The sequence below is a fragment of the Pseudomonas sp. BF-R-30 genome (assembly GCF_019956175.1).
Taxonomy (GTDB): Bacteria; Pseudomonadota; Gammaproteobacteria; order Pseudomonadales; family Pseudomonadaceae; genus Aquipseudomonas; species Aquipseudomonas jessenii.
The window spans coordinates 52,184-66,873 of record NZ_JAHBDE010000005.1 but is presented as its reverse complement, the minus strand read 5'-3'; the positions used below and the strand labels follow the sequence as shown (position 1 = coordinate 66,873).

Annotated in this window: 16 protein-coding genes; 6 read left to right on the top strand and 10 right to left on the bottom strand. The window is 59.1% G+C overall.

Going from position 1 to position 14,690, the window contains the following annotated elements:
• The first annotated feature begins 77 nt into the window (after positions 1-77).
• Complete coding sequence (locus KGB20_RS03785) at positions 78-848, top strand: SDR family oxidoreductase (RefSeq protein WP_154861803.1); 771 nt, start codon at positions 78-80, stop codon at positions 846-848.
• Positions 849-1,033: 185 nt separating this feature from the next.
• On the top strand, positions 1,034-1,732 hold the full coding sequence (tsaA, locus tag KGB20_RS03780; protein WP_090453501.1) for a tRNA (N6-threonylcarbamoyladenosine(37)-N6)-methyltransferase TrmO: 699 nt from the start codon (positions 1,034-1,036) through the stop codon (positions 1,730-1,732).
• Positions 1,733-1,915: 183 nt separating this feature from the next.
• On the opposite strand, the gene fpr is transcribed toward tsaA, so the two are convergent.
• Positions 1,916-2,695 (bottom strand): ferredoxin-NADP reductase, encoded by a 780-nt coding sequence (fpr, locus tag KGB20_RS03775; RefSeq protein WP_008054100.1) that lies wholly within the window; start codon positions 2,693-2,695, stop codon positions 1,916-1,918.
• A 147-nt stretch (positions 2,696-2,842) separates the two neighbouring features.
• Here fpr and KGB20_RS03770 point away from each other — a divergent pair, with 147 nt between their 5' ends.
• Positions 2,843-3,769, top strand: coding sequence for a LysR family transcriptional regulator (locus KGB20_RS03770; RefSeq protein WP_043302480.1), 927 nt, complete (start codon positions 2,843-2,845; stop codon positions 3,767-3,769).
• Here the strand turns inward: KGB20_RS03770 and KGB20_RS03765 are convergent.
• The 3 genes from KGB20_RS03765 to KGB20_RS03755 all read right to left on the bottom strand — a co-directional run bounded on the left by KGB20_RS03765 (position 3,766) and on the right by KGB20_RS03755 (position 5,831).
• On the bottom strand, positions 3,766-4,128 hold the full coding sequence (locus KGB20_RS03765) for a diacylglycerol kinase (protein ID WP_057716147.1): 363 nt from the start codon (positions 4,126-4,128) through the stop codon (positions 3,766-3,768). The genes KGB20_RS03770 and KGB20_RS03765 overlap by 4 nt on opposite strands.
• Before the next feature lie 75 nt (positions 4,129-4,203).
• Complete coding sequence (gene erdR, locus KGB20_RS03760; RefSeq protein ID WP_150812921.1) at positions 4,204-4,854, bottom strand: response regulator transcription factor ErdR; 651 nt, start codon at positions 4,852-4,854, stop codon at positions 4,204-4,206.
• Positions 4,855-5,072: 218 nt separating this feature from the next.
• On the bottom strand, positions 5,073-5,831 hold the full coding sequence (locus KGB20_RS03755; RefSeq protein ID WP_154861805.1) for a tRNA-uridine aminocarboxypropyltransferase: 759 nt from the start codon (positions 5,829-5,831) through the stop codon (positions 5,073-5,075).
• A gap of 189 nt (positions 5,832-6,020) precedes the next feature.
• On the opposite strand from KGB20_RS03755, the gene KGB20_RS03750 reads away from it, so the two are divergent.
• Positions 6,021-6,443: a PA3611 family quorum-sensing-regulated virulence factor gene (locus KGB20_RS03750; RefSeq protein WP_057716150.1), complete on the top strand. Its 423-nt coding sequence runs from the start codon at positions 6,021-6,023 to the stop codon at positions 6,441-6,443.
• Here the strand turns inward: KGB20_RS03750 and KGB20_RS03745 are convergent, their stop codons facing one another.
• Positions 6,444-6,638, bottom strand: a complete 195-nt coding sequence (locus tag KGB20_RS03745) for a hypothetical protein (RefSeq protein ID WP_057716151.1) — start codon at positions 6,636-6,638, stop codon at positions 6,444-6,446.
• Between the two features lie 482 nt (positions 6,639-7,120).
• Between KGB20_RS03745 and KGB20_RS03740 the strand changes: the two genes are divergently transcribed.
• Positions 7,121-8,239: a TIGR00730 family Rossman fold protein gene (locus tag KGB20_RS03740; protein ID WP_057716152.1), complete on the top strand. Its 1,119-nt coding sequence runs from the start codon at positions 7,121-7,123 to the stop codon at positions 8,237-8,239.
• A 45-nt stretch (positions 8,240-8,284) separates the two neighbouring features.
• Here KGB20_RS03740 and recX read toward each other — a convergent pair whose 3' ends face one another.
• The 5 genes from recX to KGB20_RS03715 form a co-directional block, all read right to left on the bottom strand.
• The gene (recX, locus tag KGB20_RS03735) at positions 8,285-8,752 is read right to left on the bottom strand and encodes a recombination regulator RecX (protein ID WP_056720921.1); all 468 of its coding nucleotides are present in this window, start codon (positions 8,750-8,752) and stop codon (positions 8,285-8,287) included.
• An 8-nt stretch (positions 8,753-8,760) separates the two neighbouring features.
• Positions 8,761-9,819 (bottom strand): recombinase RecA, encoded by a 1,059-nt coding sequence (gene recA / locus KGB20_RS03730; RefSeq protein ID WP_007996915.1) that lies wholly within the window; start codon positions 9,817-9,819, stop codon positions 8,761-8,763.
• Between the two features lie 83 nt (positions 9,820-9,902).
• Positions 9,903-10,403, bottom strand: a complete 501-nt coding sequence (locus tag KGB20_RS03725; RefSeq protein ID WP_223532020.1) for a CinA family protein — start codon at positions 10,401-10,403, stop codon at positions 9,903-9,905.
• 118 nt (positions 10,404-10,521) lie between these two features.
• Positions 10,522-10,863, bottom strand: a complete 342-nt coding sequence (locus KGB20_RS03720) for a phage holin family protein (RefSeq protein WP_150812918.1) — start codon at positions 10,861-10,863, stop codon at positions 10,522-10,524.
• A gap of 172 nt (positions 10,864-11,035) precedes the next feature.
• A complete protein-coding gene (locus tag KGB20_RS03715) occupies positions 11,036-11,770 on the bottom strand; it encodes a helix-turn-helix transcriptional regulator (protein WP_150812917.1) in 735 nt (244 codons plus the stop codon).
• Positions 11,771-11,978: 208 nt separating this feature from the next.
• Here KGB20_RS03715 and mutS point away from each other — a divergent pair, with 208 nt between their 5' ends.
• A complete protein-coding gene (mutS, locus tag KGB20_RS03710) occupies positions 11,979-14,558 on the top strand; it encodes a DNA mismatch repair protein MutS (protein ID WP_154861808.1) in 2,580 nt (859 codons plus the stop codon).
• Positions 14,559-14,690: the final 132 nt, after the last annotated feature.

Here is a 14,690-nt window from a genome sequence, read left to right as displayed (position 1 = left end):
ATTCCGCGCAAAAATAGTGGCTCCGCTTCTGGCGGCTGACGACTAGGGTGTAAAGACCTCAGTTCTCAGGATTCGCCATGCATCCCTACTTTTCCCTGCAAGGCCGCACCGCCCTGGTGACCGGCGGCACCCGTGGTATCGGCAAGATGATCGCCAAGGCCTACGTCGAGGCGGGCGCCACCGTATACGTCTGCGCCCGCGACGTCGAAGCCTGCCAGCAAACCGCTGACGAACTCGGTGCACTTGGCCGCTGCCGCGCCATCGCGGCGAACCTCGCCACCGAAGAGGGCGTCCTGCAACTGGCCACGCGCCTGGGCGAGCAGATCACTCATCTGGACATCCTGGTGAACAATGCCGGCACCACCTGGGGCGCACCGTTGGAGAGCTACCCGATCAAGGGCTGGGAAAAAGTCATGCAGCTCAACGTGACGTCGGTGTTCAACTGCATCCAGCAGTTCCTGCCCCTGCTGCGCAAGGCCGGTTCCGAAGCGAATCCGGCGAGGATCATCAACATAGGATCGGTGGCAGGGATTTCCTCCTTCGGCGAGCAGGCGTATGCCTACGGGCCGAGCAAGGCTGCGTTGCACCAACTGTCGAGGATTCTGGCGCGCGAACTGGTGAGCCAGCACATCAACGTCAACGTGATCGCCCCGGGGCGGTTTCCGAGCAAGATGACCCAGCACATCGGCAATGATGACCAGGCGCTGGCGCAGGATACGGCGTTGATCCCGATGAAGCGTTGGGGCCGCGAGGAAGAGATGGCGGCGCTGGCGATCAGTCTGGCAAGTACTGCCGGAGCCTATATGACCGGAAACATTATTCCTTTGGATGGCGGGTTCAGCCTGTAGCTCGGCGGTGCGGCCTTCGCGAGCAAGCCCGCTCCCACCTTGGTCCTGAGTTGTTCACATATTTGTGTTTCAACCCGTTCAAATGTGGGAGCGGGCTTGCTCGCGAAAGGGCCGGCACTGCCACCACTGAACACAGGTCGATCGGGTTATCATGCCCGCCTCTTCCCCCGTCTCGACCTCAAACCATGACCTACAGCGTTTCCCCCATCGGCTTCGTGCGCTCCTGCTTCAAGGAAAAATTCGCCATTCCGCGCCAGCCGCAACTGGCCCCGGCTGCTCGTGGCGTGCTGGAACTGGTGGCTCCGTTCGATCAAGGGGACGCGGTTCAAGGCCTGGAGCAGGTCAGCCACGTGTGGCTTCTGTTCCTGTTCCACCAGGCCCTGGAAGAAAAACCTCGCTTGAAGGTCCGCCCACCGCGCCTCGGCGGCAATAAGTCCATGGGCGTGTTCGCCACCCGCGCCACCCACCGCCCCAATGGCATCGGTCAATCCGTGGTCAAGCTGGACAAGATCGAAGCCAATCGCCTGTGGATATCCGGTATTGACTTGCTGGACGGCACGCCGATTCTCGACATAAAACCCTACGTGCCTTACGCCGACATCATCGATACAGCCACCAACAGCATCGCCAGCGCTGCGCCGCTATTGATTCCCGTGCAGTGGACTGACGCAGCGCTGCAACAGGCTCACGAGCACGCTCAGCGCCTTGAGGAGCCTTTGGTTGAGTTGATCGAGCAATGCCTGGCGCAGGATCCACGCCCGGCCTATCAAATACCTGCACCCGAGCGGGAATACGGCGCGCAGTTCTGGGATCTGGATGTGCGTTGGCATTACCCGACACCGGAGCTGATCCGCGTCCTGGAAGTCATTCCCGCGCGGGTCTGAACTCCGGAAACGAAAAAGCCCGCATGACCTTCTCAGGTCATGCGGGCTTTTTAGATGTGCTGCAAATCTTCTGTAGGAGCGAGCATGCTCGCGAAAAACCTGAGGACGCCGCGGGATATCAAGCTTCCCGCGTTATCGTTAACGACCATCGCGAGCCAGCTCGCTCCTACAGGTGACCTGCGGTCACTTCTCGACGAACGCTCGCTCGATCAGGTAATCACCCGGCTCACGCATCCGCGGCGAAACCTTCAGGCCGAAGCTGTTCAGCACTTCACTGGTCTCGTCGAGCATGCTCGGGCTGCCGCACAACATGGCACGGTCGTCCTGCGGGTTGATCGGTGGCAGACCGATGTCGCTGAACAGCTTGCCGCTGCGCATCAGGTCGGTCAGGCGACCTTCGTTCTCGAACGGCTCACGGGTCACGGTCGGGTAGTAGATCAACTTGTCACGCAGCGCGTCACCGAAGAACTCGTTCTGCGGCAGGTGCTCGGTGATGAACTCGCGGTAAGCGACTTCGTTGACGTAACGAACGCCGTGGCACAGGATCACTTTTTCGAAACGCTCGTAGGTTTCCGGGTCCTGGATGACGCTCATGAACGGCGCCAGACCGGTGCCGGTGCTGAGCAGGTACAAATGTTTGCCAGGCTTGAGGTCATCCAGTACCAGCGTGCCGGTAGGCTTCTTGCTGATGATGATCTCGTCGCCTTCCTTCAGATGCTGCAACTGCGAAGTCAGCGGACCATCAGGCACTTTGATGCTGAAGAACTCGAGATGCTCTTCCCAGTTCGGGCTGGCAATCGAGTAAGCGCGCATAAGCGGGCGGCCGTTGGGCTGTTGCAGGCCGATCATCACGAACTGACCGTTCTCGAAGCGCAGGCCCGGATCACGGGTGCACTTGAAGCTGAACAGAGTGTCGTTCCAGTGGTGAACACTGAGGACACGCTCGTGGTTCATGTTGCTCATGTACGTGGGACTCCTGGAGATTGGTCTGCGCGTGTTCGGCGCCTGCTCTGCAAAAAAGCCGGCTCTGCGCAATTGCATCGCATTCTAAAGGCAGAGACAATATCTGTTAAATGGATTATTAAGATAAGGGTTATCGGTTATATCGATATGCGATTTACTCTCCGTCAACTTCAAGTATTCGTCGCCGTCGCCCAGCAGGAAAGTGTGTCCCGTGCCGCGGGTCTGCTCAACCTCTCGCAATCGGCGGCGAGCACCTCGATCACCGAACTGGAGCGCCAGTGCAGCTGCCAGTTGTTCGACCGTGCCGGCAAACGGTTGAGCCTGAACGCCCTTGGTAAACAACTGTTGCCACAAGCGGTGGCGCTGCTGGACCAGGCCAAGGAAATCGAGGACCTGCTCAATGGCAAATCCGGTTTCGGCTCGCTGGCCGTGGGTGCGACCCTGACCATCGGCAATTACCTGGCCACATTGTTGATCGGCAGCTTCATGCAGCGCCACCCGGAAAGCCAGGTGAAGCTGCATGTGCAGAACACTGCCAATATCGTGCAGCAAGTGGCCCACTATGAAATTGATCTGGGTCTGATCGAAGGCGACTGCAGTCATCCGGACATCGAAGTACAAAGCTGGGTCGAGGACGAACTGGTGGTGTTTTGCGCCCCTCAGCATCCGTTGGCCAAGCGTGGCACGGCCACCATGGAGGAGTTGAGCCACGAAGCCTGGATCCTGCGCGAACAGGGCTCGGGTACGCGGTTGACCTTCGATCAAGCCATGCGCCATCACCGCACTTCGTTAAACATCCGGCTCGAGCTTGAACACACCGAAGCGATCAAACGCGCGGTGGAGTCTGGTTTGGGGATTGGCTGCATTTCCAGGCTGGCTTTGCGCGACGCATTTCGCCGCGGCAGCCTGGTGCCTGTCGAGACGCCGGATCTGGATCTGGCGCGACAGTTTTATTTCATCTGGCATAAACAGAAATATCAGACCTCGGCGATGCGCGAGTTTCTCGATCTGTGCCGCGCCTTCACCGCCGGGGTTCAGCGCAGCGACGAGATCGTGCTGCCGACGATCGCCTAGAGCAGAATCACCGCCCACACCAGGGCAATCATGCTCAATGCCACGGCCTGGGCTGCACTGCCCATGTCCTTGGCATTCTTGGACAGCGGGTGCCGCTCAAGGGAAATGCGGTCGATGGCCGCTTCCACGGCCGAGTTGAGCAACTCGACGATCAACGCCAACAGGCATACCGCGATCAACAACGCCTGTTCGACCCGGCTGACATTCAGGAAGAACGACAAAGGAATCAGGATGACGTTGAGCAATACCAATTGCCGAAAGGCGGCTTCACCGGTGAAGGCTGCGCGCAGGCCGTCCAGCGAATAACCGGAAGCATTGAGAATACGTTTCAGGCCGGTCTGGCCTTTGAAAGGTGACATAGAGTGGGCAACTGGCAAAAAAGAAGTGGGAAAGCTAGTTCAACCAAAGTCAAAAAAGCGTGAATTTGCCAGCCTTTAATGGCTGGAAATTGACTCAAGTTGTTGCAAGAGCAGCGCGGCCTGGGTCCGGGTCCGCACATTCAGTTTACGGAAAATCGCGGTCACGTGCGCCTTGATAGTCGCCTCGGAAACACTCAGCTCGTAGGCGATCTGCTTGTTCAGCAAGCCTTCGCAGACCATGGTCAGCACCCGGAATTGTTGCGGGGTGAGGCTGGCAAGCCCTTCGCTGGCCGCCTTGGCTTCATCCGAGACGCTGACCGCTTCGAACGCCTGTGGCGGCCAGTACACGTCGCCATCGAGGACCGCCCGCACGGCTTTCTGGATCACACTCAAGTCGCTGGATTTGGGAATGAAGCCACTGGCGCCGAATTCACGAGACTTGACCATGATGGTCGCCTCTTCCTGGGCCGAGACCATGACCACCGGAATCTGCGGGTACTGCCCCCGCAGCAGGACCAGCCCGGAAAAACCGTAGGCCCCCGGCATGTTCAGGTCCAGCAGCACCAGATCCCAGTCGGACTTTTCCGTCAGGCGGGCTTCCAGTTCGGCGATGCTCGCCACTTCCACCAGACGGACATCCGGGCCAAGGCCCAGGGTCAGCGCTTGATGCAAGGCACTACGAAAAAGTGGGTGGTCATCGGCAATCAGGATTTCGTATGTGGCCATTTTTCAAATGATCCTGTTTTTCATGGGACGCCCGATGCATTCGGACCACGCCAAAGCACCTCAAGGCACAGCCACGCAGCTGCACTGACAAGGCACGCTCAGCGCAAAAAACGGCGCCGAAAACTCCGGCCGCACCCTAATCGGCGCCAAGCATGCCCAGCGAAACCGGGGTGGTCAAGCAGCATGGCCGGTACACTTTATTGCAGTATGCGCGACAATCAGTCCATCAATGGGGCAGCCACCTGAACATAGGGCATCAATTCGGCGTGCGCAGGGGTCGAAACGTTCATGTCCAACTGATGTTTGGCATCGAGGTAATGCTGGCTGAACACATCGAAGTAGGCATCCAGCGCCGATGCCGCCGCGACATCACCTGCAAGGTCGAGGCATAGCGCCGCCACTTCCGCCGTGCACAGATGCTCGCTGCGGGTCGAGCGGCGCAACCGGTAGCGGGAGAGTTTCTCTGGCAACAGACTGAGGATCGGCAGTCGGTCGAAATAGGGGCTCTTGCGAAAGATCTTTCGCGCTTCAGTCCAGGTCGCATCCAACAGAATGAAAAGCGGGCGCTTCGTGCCATCGACGTCCACGGTGTTTGTCACGCGCTCAGGTTCGACGTACTCACCCGGAAACACCAGGTAAGGCTGCCATTGCGGGTCGGACAACAGCGCCAGCAACTTCGGATCAACCTCGGTACGGGACCAGATGAATGCATGGTTGTCAGGCACCACGTCGGCAATCAGCCAACCGGTGTTGCTCGGTTTGAACACCTCCTTGTTGGTCATGATCAGGCACACGCCGGAACGGGTAGCGACCTGCGGACGCCATGCACACAGACAGTGACTCTCGATCACCCGGCAGTCACGGCAGCGCGGCGCACGCCAGCCGCGGGCCTGAATCGGCTTGATGCCCTCCTCTTCGCGCTGATCGCGCAAGCGGGCCACGGCATTCAAGGCAAAGCGCGCGGGGGTATGACTCATCGCGGGCAACGCCCACAGAGAAGGGAAATCGACACGAAAAACACTCGACAGGGTAAAAAGTGCCAGCAGTTTACCAGACCGCCCGGCGCAAGCCTGTACCGTCCAGCTAGCCTCCCCTATAATTCGCCGCCACTGAACGCACAGTCACGTGACGGGTCAAACCCCGCATCACTGAACCAGGAGAGTTTCATGCTGCGCCTTATCGTTCCTACCGCGGCCATTTTGCTGGCGTCGTCCTTCAACGCCCAGGCTGCGTCCTTGAAAGACACGGAACTGAACAAAATGCTGCAAAACGTCGCCACCCAAAGCAGCGTCGGCACTCCTCGAGCGATCAACGAAGACATTCTCGATCAAGGCTACACCGTTGACGGCAAACAGCTGATCAACCATCTGAGCGTGCAGAGCAGCCACGCCGACAAGATGCGCGCAGATCCAAAAGCGGTTTACTTCCAGTTGGGGGCCTCAGTCTGCCGAAACGAAGGGTTTCGCAAGCTGATGGCCAAGGGCGCGATCATGCGTTACGACTTCACTGAGGTGAAGACCAACCGCCCGGTCGGTTCCGCAAGCTTCCAGGAATCGGACTGCCTGCAACCTGCCAAGAAGAAAAAGTAATCACCTGGAGTTGGCGCGCCGCTGTTCATCTTCGGCGCGCAGTTCCGCCAGCAGCGCCTGCAAGTAATGCGAACGACGCTCGCCACCGCGCAAACGTCGGCAGCACTCCTCTTCGAGACTCAAATGATGGGTCTCGGCCGATGACTTCAGCAATCGATACAGTTGCGTATCGATCTCCAGAACGACTCTGGCCATGGTTTCCCGCCTCCTTGCACTTCACTCATGTTTGAGCAAAAAAATCCTTGAACCGCTTGTATTGCGCGCCTTGCCGTTGACGCAAAGTTGTCGTGTCGCACCTGTAACTTAGTAAATCAGAGTGCAGCACACGCGACGTGCGTTCAGACGAGCGGTGAAAGCACCTTGCAAATCGTCAATAAGCGGTTGCCAGGAAAGACTTTGAGGCGCAATGATCAAGGCAGCGTAAATCACTGTGAAGGTCTAGATTTCAGGGTATCCACTTTCACTTTTTCAGGCCTGGAAAGGGGCTGGCCGTCGCTTGTCGTGTTATGCGAACGTTTCTTTCATCCAAGGGAAAACAGAACCTGTTTGGATGATCCGATGCCTTTCGGGTCAAGTAGGTCGCCCAGGCATGGGCCTGGGCAGACAGCGACACATGAAGTGTCGTGGCACCGACGTACATTGTCGGGCCGAGGGTTCTGTGCAGAAGGAGAAGTTGAATGCCTTACCAACCGAACGATCTCCTGAGCCGTCATTTTGAAGAAAGCGGCCACGACCTTATCAGCAAGGTCGAAGAACAACTCAAGCTGATTTCACCCAACAGCCCGAACATCCCGATCTACCGCGACATGATCCTGACCGTGCTGCGCATGGCCCAGGAAGACCACAACCGCTGGAATGCCAAAATCACCCTGCAAGCCCTGCGCGAACTGGAGCAGGCTTTCCGTGTGCTCGAACAATTCAAGGGGCGACGCAAGGTCACTGTATTCGGCTCGGCCCGTACCCCCATGGAACACCCGCTCTACAGCATGGCCCGGGAACTCGGTGCCGCGCTGGCGCGCTCGGACATGATGGTCATCACTGGCGCCGGTGGCGGCATCATGGCCGCCGCCCATGAGGGTGCCGGACTGGCAAACAGCCTGGGGTTCAACATTACCCTGCCCTTCGAACAGCATGCCAACCCCACTGTCGACGGCACGACCAGCCTGCTGCCCTTCCACTTCTTCTTCACCCGCAAGCTGTTCTTCGTCAAGGAAGCCGATGCCCTCGTGCTGTGCCCGGGTGGCTTCGGTACCCTGGATGAAGCGCTGGAAGTACTGACACTGATCCAGACCGGCAAAAGCCCATTGGTACCAGTGGTGCTGCTCGACACGCCGGACGGCAAATTCTGGCAAGGCGCACTGGACTTCATTCACCAGCAACTGGAGGAAAACCACTACATCCTGCCCACTGACATGAAGCTGATGAAACTGGTCTACAACGTCGAAGAAGCGGTAGAGCACATCAACCAGTTCTACAGCAACTTCCACTCCAGTCGCTGGCTCAAGCATCAGTTCCTGATTCGCATGAATCACACACTCAGCGACCACGCACTCGAACACATGCAGGAGGCATTCGCCGACCTGTGCCTGAGCGATCATTTCCATCAGCACGCTTACAGCGGTGAAGAACACAACGAAGCCGAATTCAGCCATCTGGCGCGGCTGGTCTTCAACTTCAATGCCCGCAATCATGGTCGCCTGCGCGAGCTTGTGGACTACATCAACCTGCCGGAAAACTGGGCACAATCAAAACCCCAGGTACAACAACGCACGCGGGAGCCGTCAAAGGTTTCGTGAGGCATAAAAAAACGGCCCGCTATCTAAATAGCGGGCCGTTTCAGTTCAATCGTCCATCCCTCGACCGCTGAACAGGCGGTTGATCATTTCCATGGAGTATCCCCGATACGCCAGGAACCTGCCTTGTTTGGCTCGCTCCCGGGCGTCTGCCGGCAATTGCCCGGAGAACTTGCGTCGCCAGGTATCGATCAATTGCTCCTGCCAATCGATACCGCTCTCACGCAGGGCGAGTTCAATATCGGTGCGCTGCAGGCCACGCTGGCCCAACTCTTCACGAATGCGTAAAGGGCCATAACCGGAGCGGGCGCGGTAGGAAACGAAACTTTCCAGGTAACGGGTTTCGGACAACAACCCCTCTTCCGTCAACCGGTCGAGTGCTGTTTCGATCATTTCAGGGAGGGCGCCGCGCTGACGCAGTTTACGCGTCAGCTCGACACGACCGTGCTCGCGTCGTGCGAGCAGGTCCATTGCGGTTCGCCGCACCGCGACGAGTGTATCGAGTACGGCGGTCATCGCTTCGATCAGATATCAGCGTCAGCCAGGTCGTCTTCGGTCTCTTTGACCGCAGAAGCTTTGGCGTCCGCAACCGATGCAGGCGACAGCAGCTTGTCACGCAGTTGCTTCTCCAGCTTTGCCGCGACTTCCGGATTGTCTGCCAGGAACTTGGCCGAGTTGGCCTTGCCTTGACCGATCTTGGTGCCTTCATAGGCATACCAGGCGCCGGATTTCTCGACGAAACCGTGCAGAACACCCAGGTCGATCATCTCACCGTTGAGGTAGATGCCCTTGCCGTAAAGAATCTGGAACTCGGCCTGACGGAACGGCGAAGCCACCTTGTTCTTCACAACCTTGACGCGGGTTTCGCTACCGACGACCTCATCACCTTCTTTCACCGCACCCGTACGACGGATGTCCAGACGAACCGATGCGTAGAACTTCAGTGCGTTACCACCGGTGGTGGTTTCCGGGCTACCGAACATCACGCCGATTTTCATACGGATCTGGTTGATGAAGATCACCAGGCAGTTGGCGTTCTTGATGTTACCGGTGATTTTACGCAGTGCCTGGGACATCAGACGGGCTTGCAGGCCCACGTGCATGTCACCCATTTCGCCTTCGATTTCAGCCTTTGGCACCAGGGCGGCCACGGAGTCGACGATGATCACGTCAACCGCGTTGGAACGCACCAGCATGTCGGTGATTTCCAGGGCCTGCTCGCCGGTATCCGGCTGGGAAACCAGCAGGTCGTCGACGTTGACGCCCAGCTTGCCGGCGTACTCAGGGTCGAGGGCGTGTTCGGCGTCGACGAATGCGCAGGTCGCGCCGGCTTTTTGAGCCTGGGCGATCACGGACAAGGTCAGCGTGGTTTTACCGGAAGATTCAGGACCGTAGATTTCAACAATACGGCCTTTTGGCAGACCGCCAATGCCGAGAGCGATGTCCAGCCCCAGAGAGCCAGTGGAAATGGCCGGGATCGCCTGACGGTCCTGATCGCCCATACGCATTACGGCACCCTTGCCGAATTGACGTTCGATCTGACCCAAGGCCGCAGCCAAGGCTTTCTTCTTGTTGTCGTCCATTAAAGTCCTCACGTAATCAATAAGGCCTGACGGCCAACACCTGTATAAGTAGCCAGTATTATTCCACAGCGTTTCCGGATCGCCTACCCCTGATTTGAGATTTCTGCCGTGGCATAGCGCAGCAGCCCCTCTAGCGCGGCCTTCACCGTTTGTCGGCGGACGTCATCGCGATTACCCGGGAAGTGCTGCCGTTCGCAGAACACCTGATCTCCGACGCCCCAGGCCAGCCACACCGTGCCAACCGGCTTGTTCGCCGTTCCACCATCCGGCCCGGCGATGCCACTGACCGCCACGGAGAAATACGCGCTATTTTTCTCCTGCGCCCCCCGGACCATCGCCTCGACCACCTCGCGGCTGACCGCGCCCACGGTGGTGAACAACTCCACCGGGACATTCAGTTGCAGGGTTTTCTGTCGGTTGGAGTAAGTGACATAACCGGCCTCGAACCAGGCCGAACTCCCGGGGATACGGGTGATTGCCTCGGCGATGCCTCCGCCGGTGCAGGACTCCGCCGTGGTGACGTGGGCATTGAGAACCTGCAGGCGTCTGCCGAGTTCGGCGGCGAGCTGGGTGATTTCGTTCACGGTCATCTCCTGATCGGGCGGGATGAGGTTAACCGTACACGAGCAGACCGCACTTGCAAGCGACAGGAACGATCAAAATGTAAAGAACCGGAGGCTCTGGAAAAGGCCTGTCGGAGAATCAATCCTCCACGTCACCGGAGGGGGTATGGCCGATACCCATGCGCTTGGCCAGCCAACGCTCATACAACCCCAGAACGACGTCTGTCCCGGCCATCGCCGCTAAACAACCACCCGCACAAGCAGCCCAGATGGAAACATTGGCAGCGTGCAGCAGCATGATGACCGAAGCGCCGCAGATCATGCTGGATCCAGACCGCAGGCTCAGGCGCCGGACAAGGGACCAGCCACGAACGCCCTCTTTTTCGGCACGCCACATTTCACCGGTAACGCCACCAAGTATTGGCAGACTGATGACCAGCCACAGAGGCATGTCCAGCAACGCATATTGCTCAGCGGTCATTTCATGCCTCCTTGAGTAGTGATCACAGCGCATTCTTTAATAGTCAGGCAGCAACATTATGCACTTATGCATAATCAGTCAATGCACAAACGCATGATCAAAGGATGTCCAATGCTTTCGGCACACGAAAAAAACCCGCTCGGGAAGCGGGTTTTATCTAAACGGATGAGTGTTAGCGGGCGTACATACCCCACCAGAAGACATGTCCGAGGATAACAATCGGCTCCTCCTGGATCTCCTGAAAGGTGTAATCTTCGTCCGGATGCTCGTCACGGTTGAAGCTGCGCAGGCGAATCCCGGTCGGCAGGCGATAGAGTTGCTTCACCCGCAATTGGCCGTTGTGATTGATTGCATAAAGGTCGCCGTCAACGATATCGCCAATGCCGCACTTGCCGGCATTGACCCCGACCGTGGCGCCGTCGCGCAGCACCGGCAACATGCTGTTGCCCCGCACTGTCACGCATTTGGCCTGGTCGAACTGCACGCCGTTATGGCGCAGGCTCCGCTTGCCGAAGCGCAGGCTAGAGCGCTCGCTCTCCTCGATAACGAATCTTCCCGATCCCGCAGCCAATTCAACCTCGCGAAGAAAGGGGACCGACACCTCGTCGTCATCGACTGGGGTATCGTCGTCCCACAGACTTATATCCTTGAGTTCCGAATGCACAGGAGCACGCCCGGCATTGGCGGCAGACGAGACGTCCGCGCGACCACGCAACTGGTCGGTGCTCAAGGCGAAATACTCGGCAATCTTCGAAATATGTTTATCCGAAGGATCGACGATCTTCCCGCTGAGAATGCGCGAGAGCGTGGATTGAGGCACGCCGGTGCGACGGTGAAGCTCCGTGGGGGAGATCCCGTGCTGATCGAGCAATGCCCTTAATACAGTAGATACGTTGCGCTTTTGCATAACGCGCATAGTGCTTGCACTTTTCGAAGAAGACAATGCCGATTTGCATAATCGATGCATAACATGATTTTGCATCGTAAAGGATGTCACCCGGCCGTGGCGCCTGCGTCGGGCAGACCGCCCATGGTAACCTTGCGCCCATCGCGGAAAAGCCCGGCCGTTGCCCTGCTTTTGCCCCACCTCTTTCAACGAGCTTCCTGACAATCCGATGAATAAAGCCGTCTCCGACCTGTCCTCCCACACCCCGATGATGCAGCAGTACTGGCGCCTGAAAAACCAGCACCCGGACCAGCTGATGTTCTACCGCATGGGCGACTTCTACGAGATCTTCTATGAAGACGCGAAGAAGGCCGCCAAGTTGCTGGACATCACCCTGACGGCCCGCGGGCAGTCGGCTGGCCAGGCGATTCCGATGTGCGGGATTCCTTACCACGCCGCCGAGGGTTACCTGGCAAAACTGGTGAAGCTTGGCGAATCGGTGGTGATCTGCGAGCAGGTCGGCGACCCGGCCACCAGCAAAGGGCCGGTGGAGCGGCAGGTGGTACGCATCATCACGCCGGGGACGGTGAGTGACGAGGCGCTGCTCGACGAGCGCAGGGACAACCTGATCGCCGCTGTCCTGGGCGATGAGCGCCTGTTCGGCCTGGCGGTGCTGGACATCACCAGCGGCAACTTCAGCGTGCTGGAAATCAAGGGCTGGGAAAACCTGCTGGCGGAACTGGAGCGGGTCAACCCGGTGGAGTTACTGATCCCGGATGACTGGCCCAAGGACTTGCCGGCGGAAAAACGCCGCGGCGTGCGTCGCCGTGCGCCGTGGGATTTCGAGCGCGATTCGGCGCTCAAAAGCCTGTGCCAGCAATTCTCGACCCAGGACCTCAAGGGCTTTGGCTGCGAAAACCTGACCCTGGCGATCGGTGCCGCCGGTTGCCTGCTGGCCTACGCCAAGGAAACCCAGCGCACCGCCCTGCCCCACTTGCGCAGCCTGCGTCATGAACGCCTGGACGACACCGTGGTGCTCGATGGCGCCAGCCGTCGCAACCTGGAGCTCGACATCAACCTGGCCGGGGGCCGCGACAACACCCTGCAATCGGTGGTGGACCGTTGCCAGACCGCCATGGGCAGCCGCCTGCTGACCCGCTGGCTGAATCGCCCATTGCGCGACTTGACGGTGCTGTTGGCACGCCAAAGCTCGATCACTTGCCTGCTCGACGGTTATCGCTTCGAAAGACTGCAACCGCAGCTCAAGGAAATCGGCGACATCGAGCGGATTCTTGCGCGGATCGGCCTGCGTAATGCCCGCCCCCGCGACCTCGCCCGGTTGCGTGACGCCCTCGGCGCACTGCCCGAACTGCAAGTGGCAATGACGGAGCTCGAAGCCCCACACCTCCAGCAACTCGCCACCATCACCAGCACCTACCCGGAACTGGCGGCACTGCTGGAAAAAGCCATCATCGACAACCCGCCCGCGGTCATTCGTGATGGGGGCGTGCTAAAAACCGGCTACGACAGCGAACTCGACGAATTGCAGTCGCTGAGCGAAAACGCCGGACAATTCCTGATCGACCTCGAGGCACGGGAAAAGGCCCGCACCGGCCTGTCGCATCTGAAGGTTGGTTACAACCGCATCCATGGTTACTTCATCGAGCTGCCAAGCAAGCAGGCGGAATCGGCACCGGCCGACTACATTCGCCGCCAGACGCTCAAAGGCGCCGAGCGTTTCATTACGCCGGAACTCAAGGCGTTCGAAGACAAGGCACTGTCAGCCAAGAGCCGCGCCCTGGCCCGCGAGAAGATGCTGTACGAAGCGTTGCTCGAAGATCTGATCAGCCAGCTGCCACCTTTGCAGGACACCGCCGGTGCCCTGGCCGAGCTGGACGTCTTGAGCAACCTGGCCGAACGTGCACTGAACCTCGATCTGAACTGCCCACGCTTCGTCAGTGAGCCGTGCATGCGCATCAGCCAGGGTCGTCACCCGGTGGTCGAACAAGTGCTGACCACGCCGTTCGTGGCCAACGACCTGAGCTTGGACGACAACACCCGCATGCTGGTGATCACCGGTCCGAACATGGGCGGTAAATCCACCTACATGCGTCAAACCGCATTGATTGTGCTCCTGGCGCACATCGGCAGCTTCGTGCCAGCGGCCAGTTGCGAATTGTCGCTGGTCGACCGCATCTTCACCCGGATCGGCTCCAGCGATGACCTGGCCGGCGGGCGTTCGACCTTCATGGTGGAAATGAGCGAAACCGCGAACATCCTGCACAACGCCACCGAGCGCAGCCTGGTGCTGATGGATGAAGTCGGGCGCGGCACCAGCACCTTCGACGGTCTGTCCCTGGCATGGGCGGCGGCCGAGCGCCTGGCGCATCTGCGTGCCTACACGCTGTTCGCCACCCACTACTTTGAACTGACCGTCCTGCCGGAAGCCCAGCCGCTGGTGGCCAACGTGCACCTCAATGCCACCGAGCACAACGAGCGCATCGTGTTCCTGCACCACGTGCTGCCCGGGCCGGCCAGCCAGAGTTATGGCCTGGCAGTTGCGCAGCTGGCAGGCGTACCGAGCGAGGTCATCACCCGTGCTCGCGAGCATCTGAGCCGCCTGGAAGACACCGCCTTGCCCCACGAAACACCGGCACCGGCCAAAGGCAAACCGGCCGCGCCGCAGCAAAGCGACCTGTTTGCCAGCCTGCCGCACCCGGTGCTGGATGACCTGGCCAAGCTCGACCTGGACGACATGACGCCACGTCGTGCTCTCGAAATGCTCTATACACTAAAGACACGGATCTAACGCAGCGGCTTGCAAGCTGTTAGAATCTCGCGCGGTTTGGGATGCTGCTGGCTAATAGCCTGGCCAGCAGACTATCGCTCCCGAACCTGGCGACCCCTACGAGAAGGGGCGCAGCAAGCCGCGCCTGAGGAG

What these genes read in the sequence shown, in the direction of transcription:
- erdR (WP_150812921.1), bottom strand. Translation starts at nt 4,854, where the DNA reads ATGGCCACATACGAAATCCTGATTGCCGATGACCACCCACTTTTTCGT.
- KGB20_RS03720 (WP_150812918.1), bottom strand. Translation starts at nt 10,863, where the DNA reads ATGACCGCTGAGCAATATGCGTTGCTGGACATGCCTCTGTGGCTGGTC.
- KGB20_RS03745 (WP_057716151.1), bottom strand. Translation starts at nt 6,638, where the DNA reads ATGGCCAGAGTCGTTCTGGAGATCGATACGCAACTGTATCGATTGCTG.
- KGB20_RS03765 (WP_057716147.1), bottom strand. Translation starts at nt 4,128, where the DNA reads ATGTCACCTTTCAAAGGCCAGACCGGCCTGAAACGTATTCTCAATGCT.
- KGB20_RS03770 (WP_043302480.1), top strand. Translation starts at nt 2,843, where the DNA reads ATGCGATTTACTCTCCGTCAACTTCAAGTATTCGTCGCCGTCGCCCAG.
- KGB20_RS03715 (WP_150812917.1), bottom strand. Translation starts at nt 11,770, where the DNA reads ATGCAAAAGCGCAACGTATCTACTGTATTAAGGGCATTGCTCGATCAG.
- mutS (WP_154861808.1), top strand. Translation starts at nt 11,979, where the DNA reads ATGAATAAAGCCGTCTCCGACCTGTCCTCCCACACCCCGATGATGCAG.
- KGB20_RS03755 (WP_154861805.1), bottom strand. Translation starts at nt 5,831, where the DNA reads ATGAGTCATACCCCCGCGCGCTTTGCCTTGAATGCCGTGGCCCGCTTG.
- fpr (WP_008054100.1), bottom strand. Translation starts at nt 2,695, where the DNA reads ATGAGCAACATGAACCACGAGCGTGTCCTCAGTGTTCACCACTGGAAC.
- recX (WP_056720921.1), bottom strand. Translation starts at nt 8,752, where the DNA reads ATGACCGCCGTACTCGATACACTCGTCGCGGTGCGGCGAACCGCAATG.
- KGB20_RS03750 (WP_057716150.1), top strand. Translation starts at nt 6,021, where the DNA reads ATGCTGCGCCTTATCGTTCCTACCGCGGCCATTTTGCTGGCGTCGTCC.
- KGB20_RS03785 (WP_154861803.1), top strand. Translation starts at nt 78, where the DNA reads ATGCATCCCTACTTTTCCCTGCAAGGCCGCACCGCCCTGGTGACCGGC.
- tsaA (WP_090453501.1), top strand. Translation starts at nt 1,034, where the DNA reads ATGACCTACAGCGTTTCCCCCATCGGCTTCGTGCGCTCCTGCTTCAAG.
- KGB20_RS03740 (WP_057716152.1), top strand. Translation starts at nt 7,121, where the DNA reads ATGCCTTACCAACCGAACGATCTCCTGAGCCGTCATTTTGAAGAAAGC.
- recA (WP_007996915.1), bottom strand. Translation starts at nt 9,819, where the DNA reads ATGGACGACAACAAGAAGAAAGCCTTGGCTGCGGCCTTGGGTCAGATC.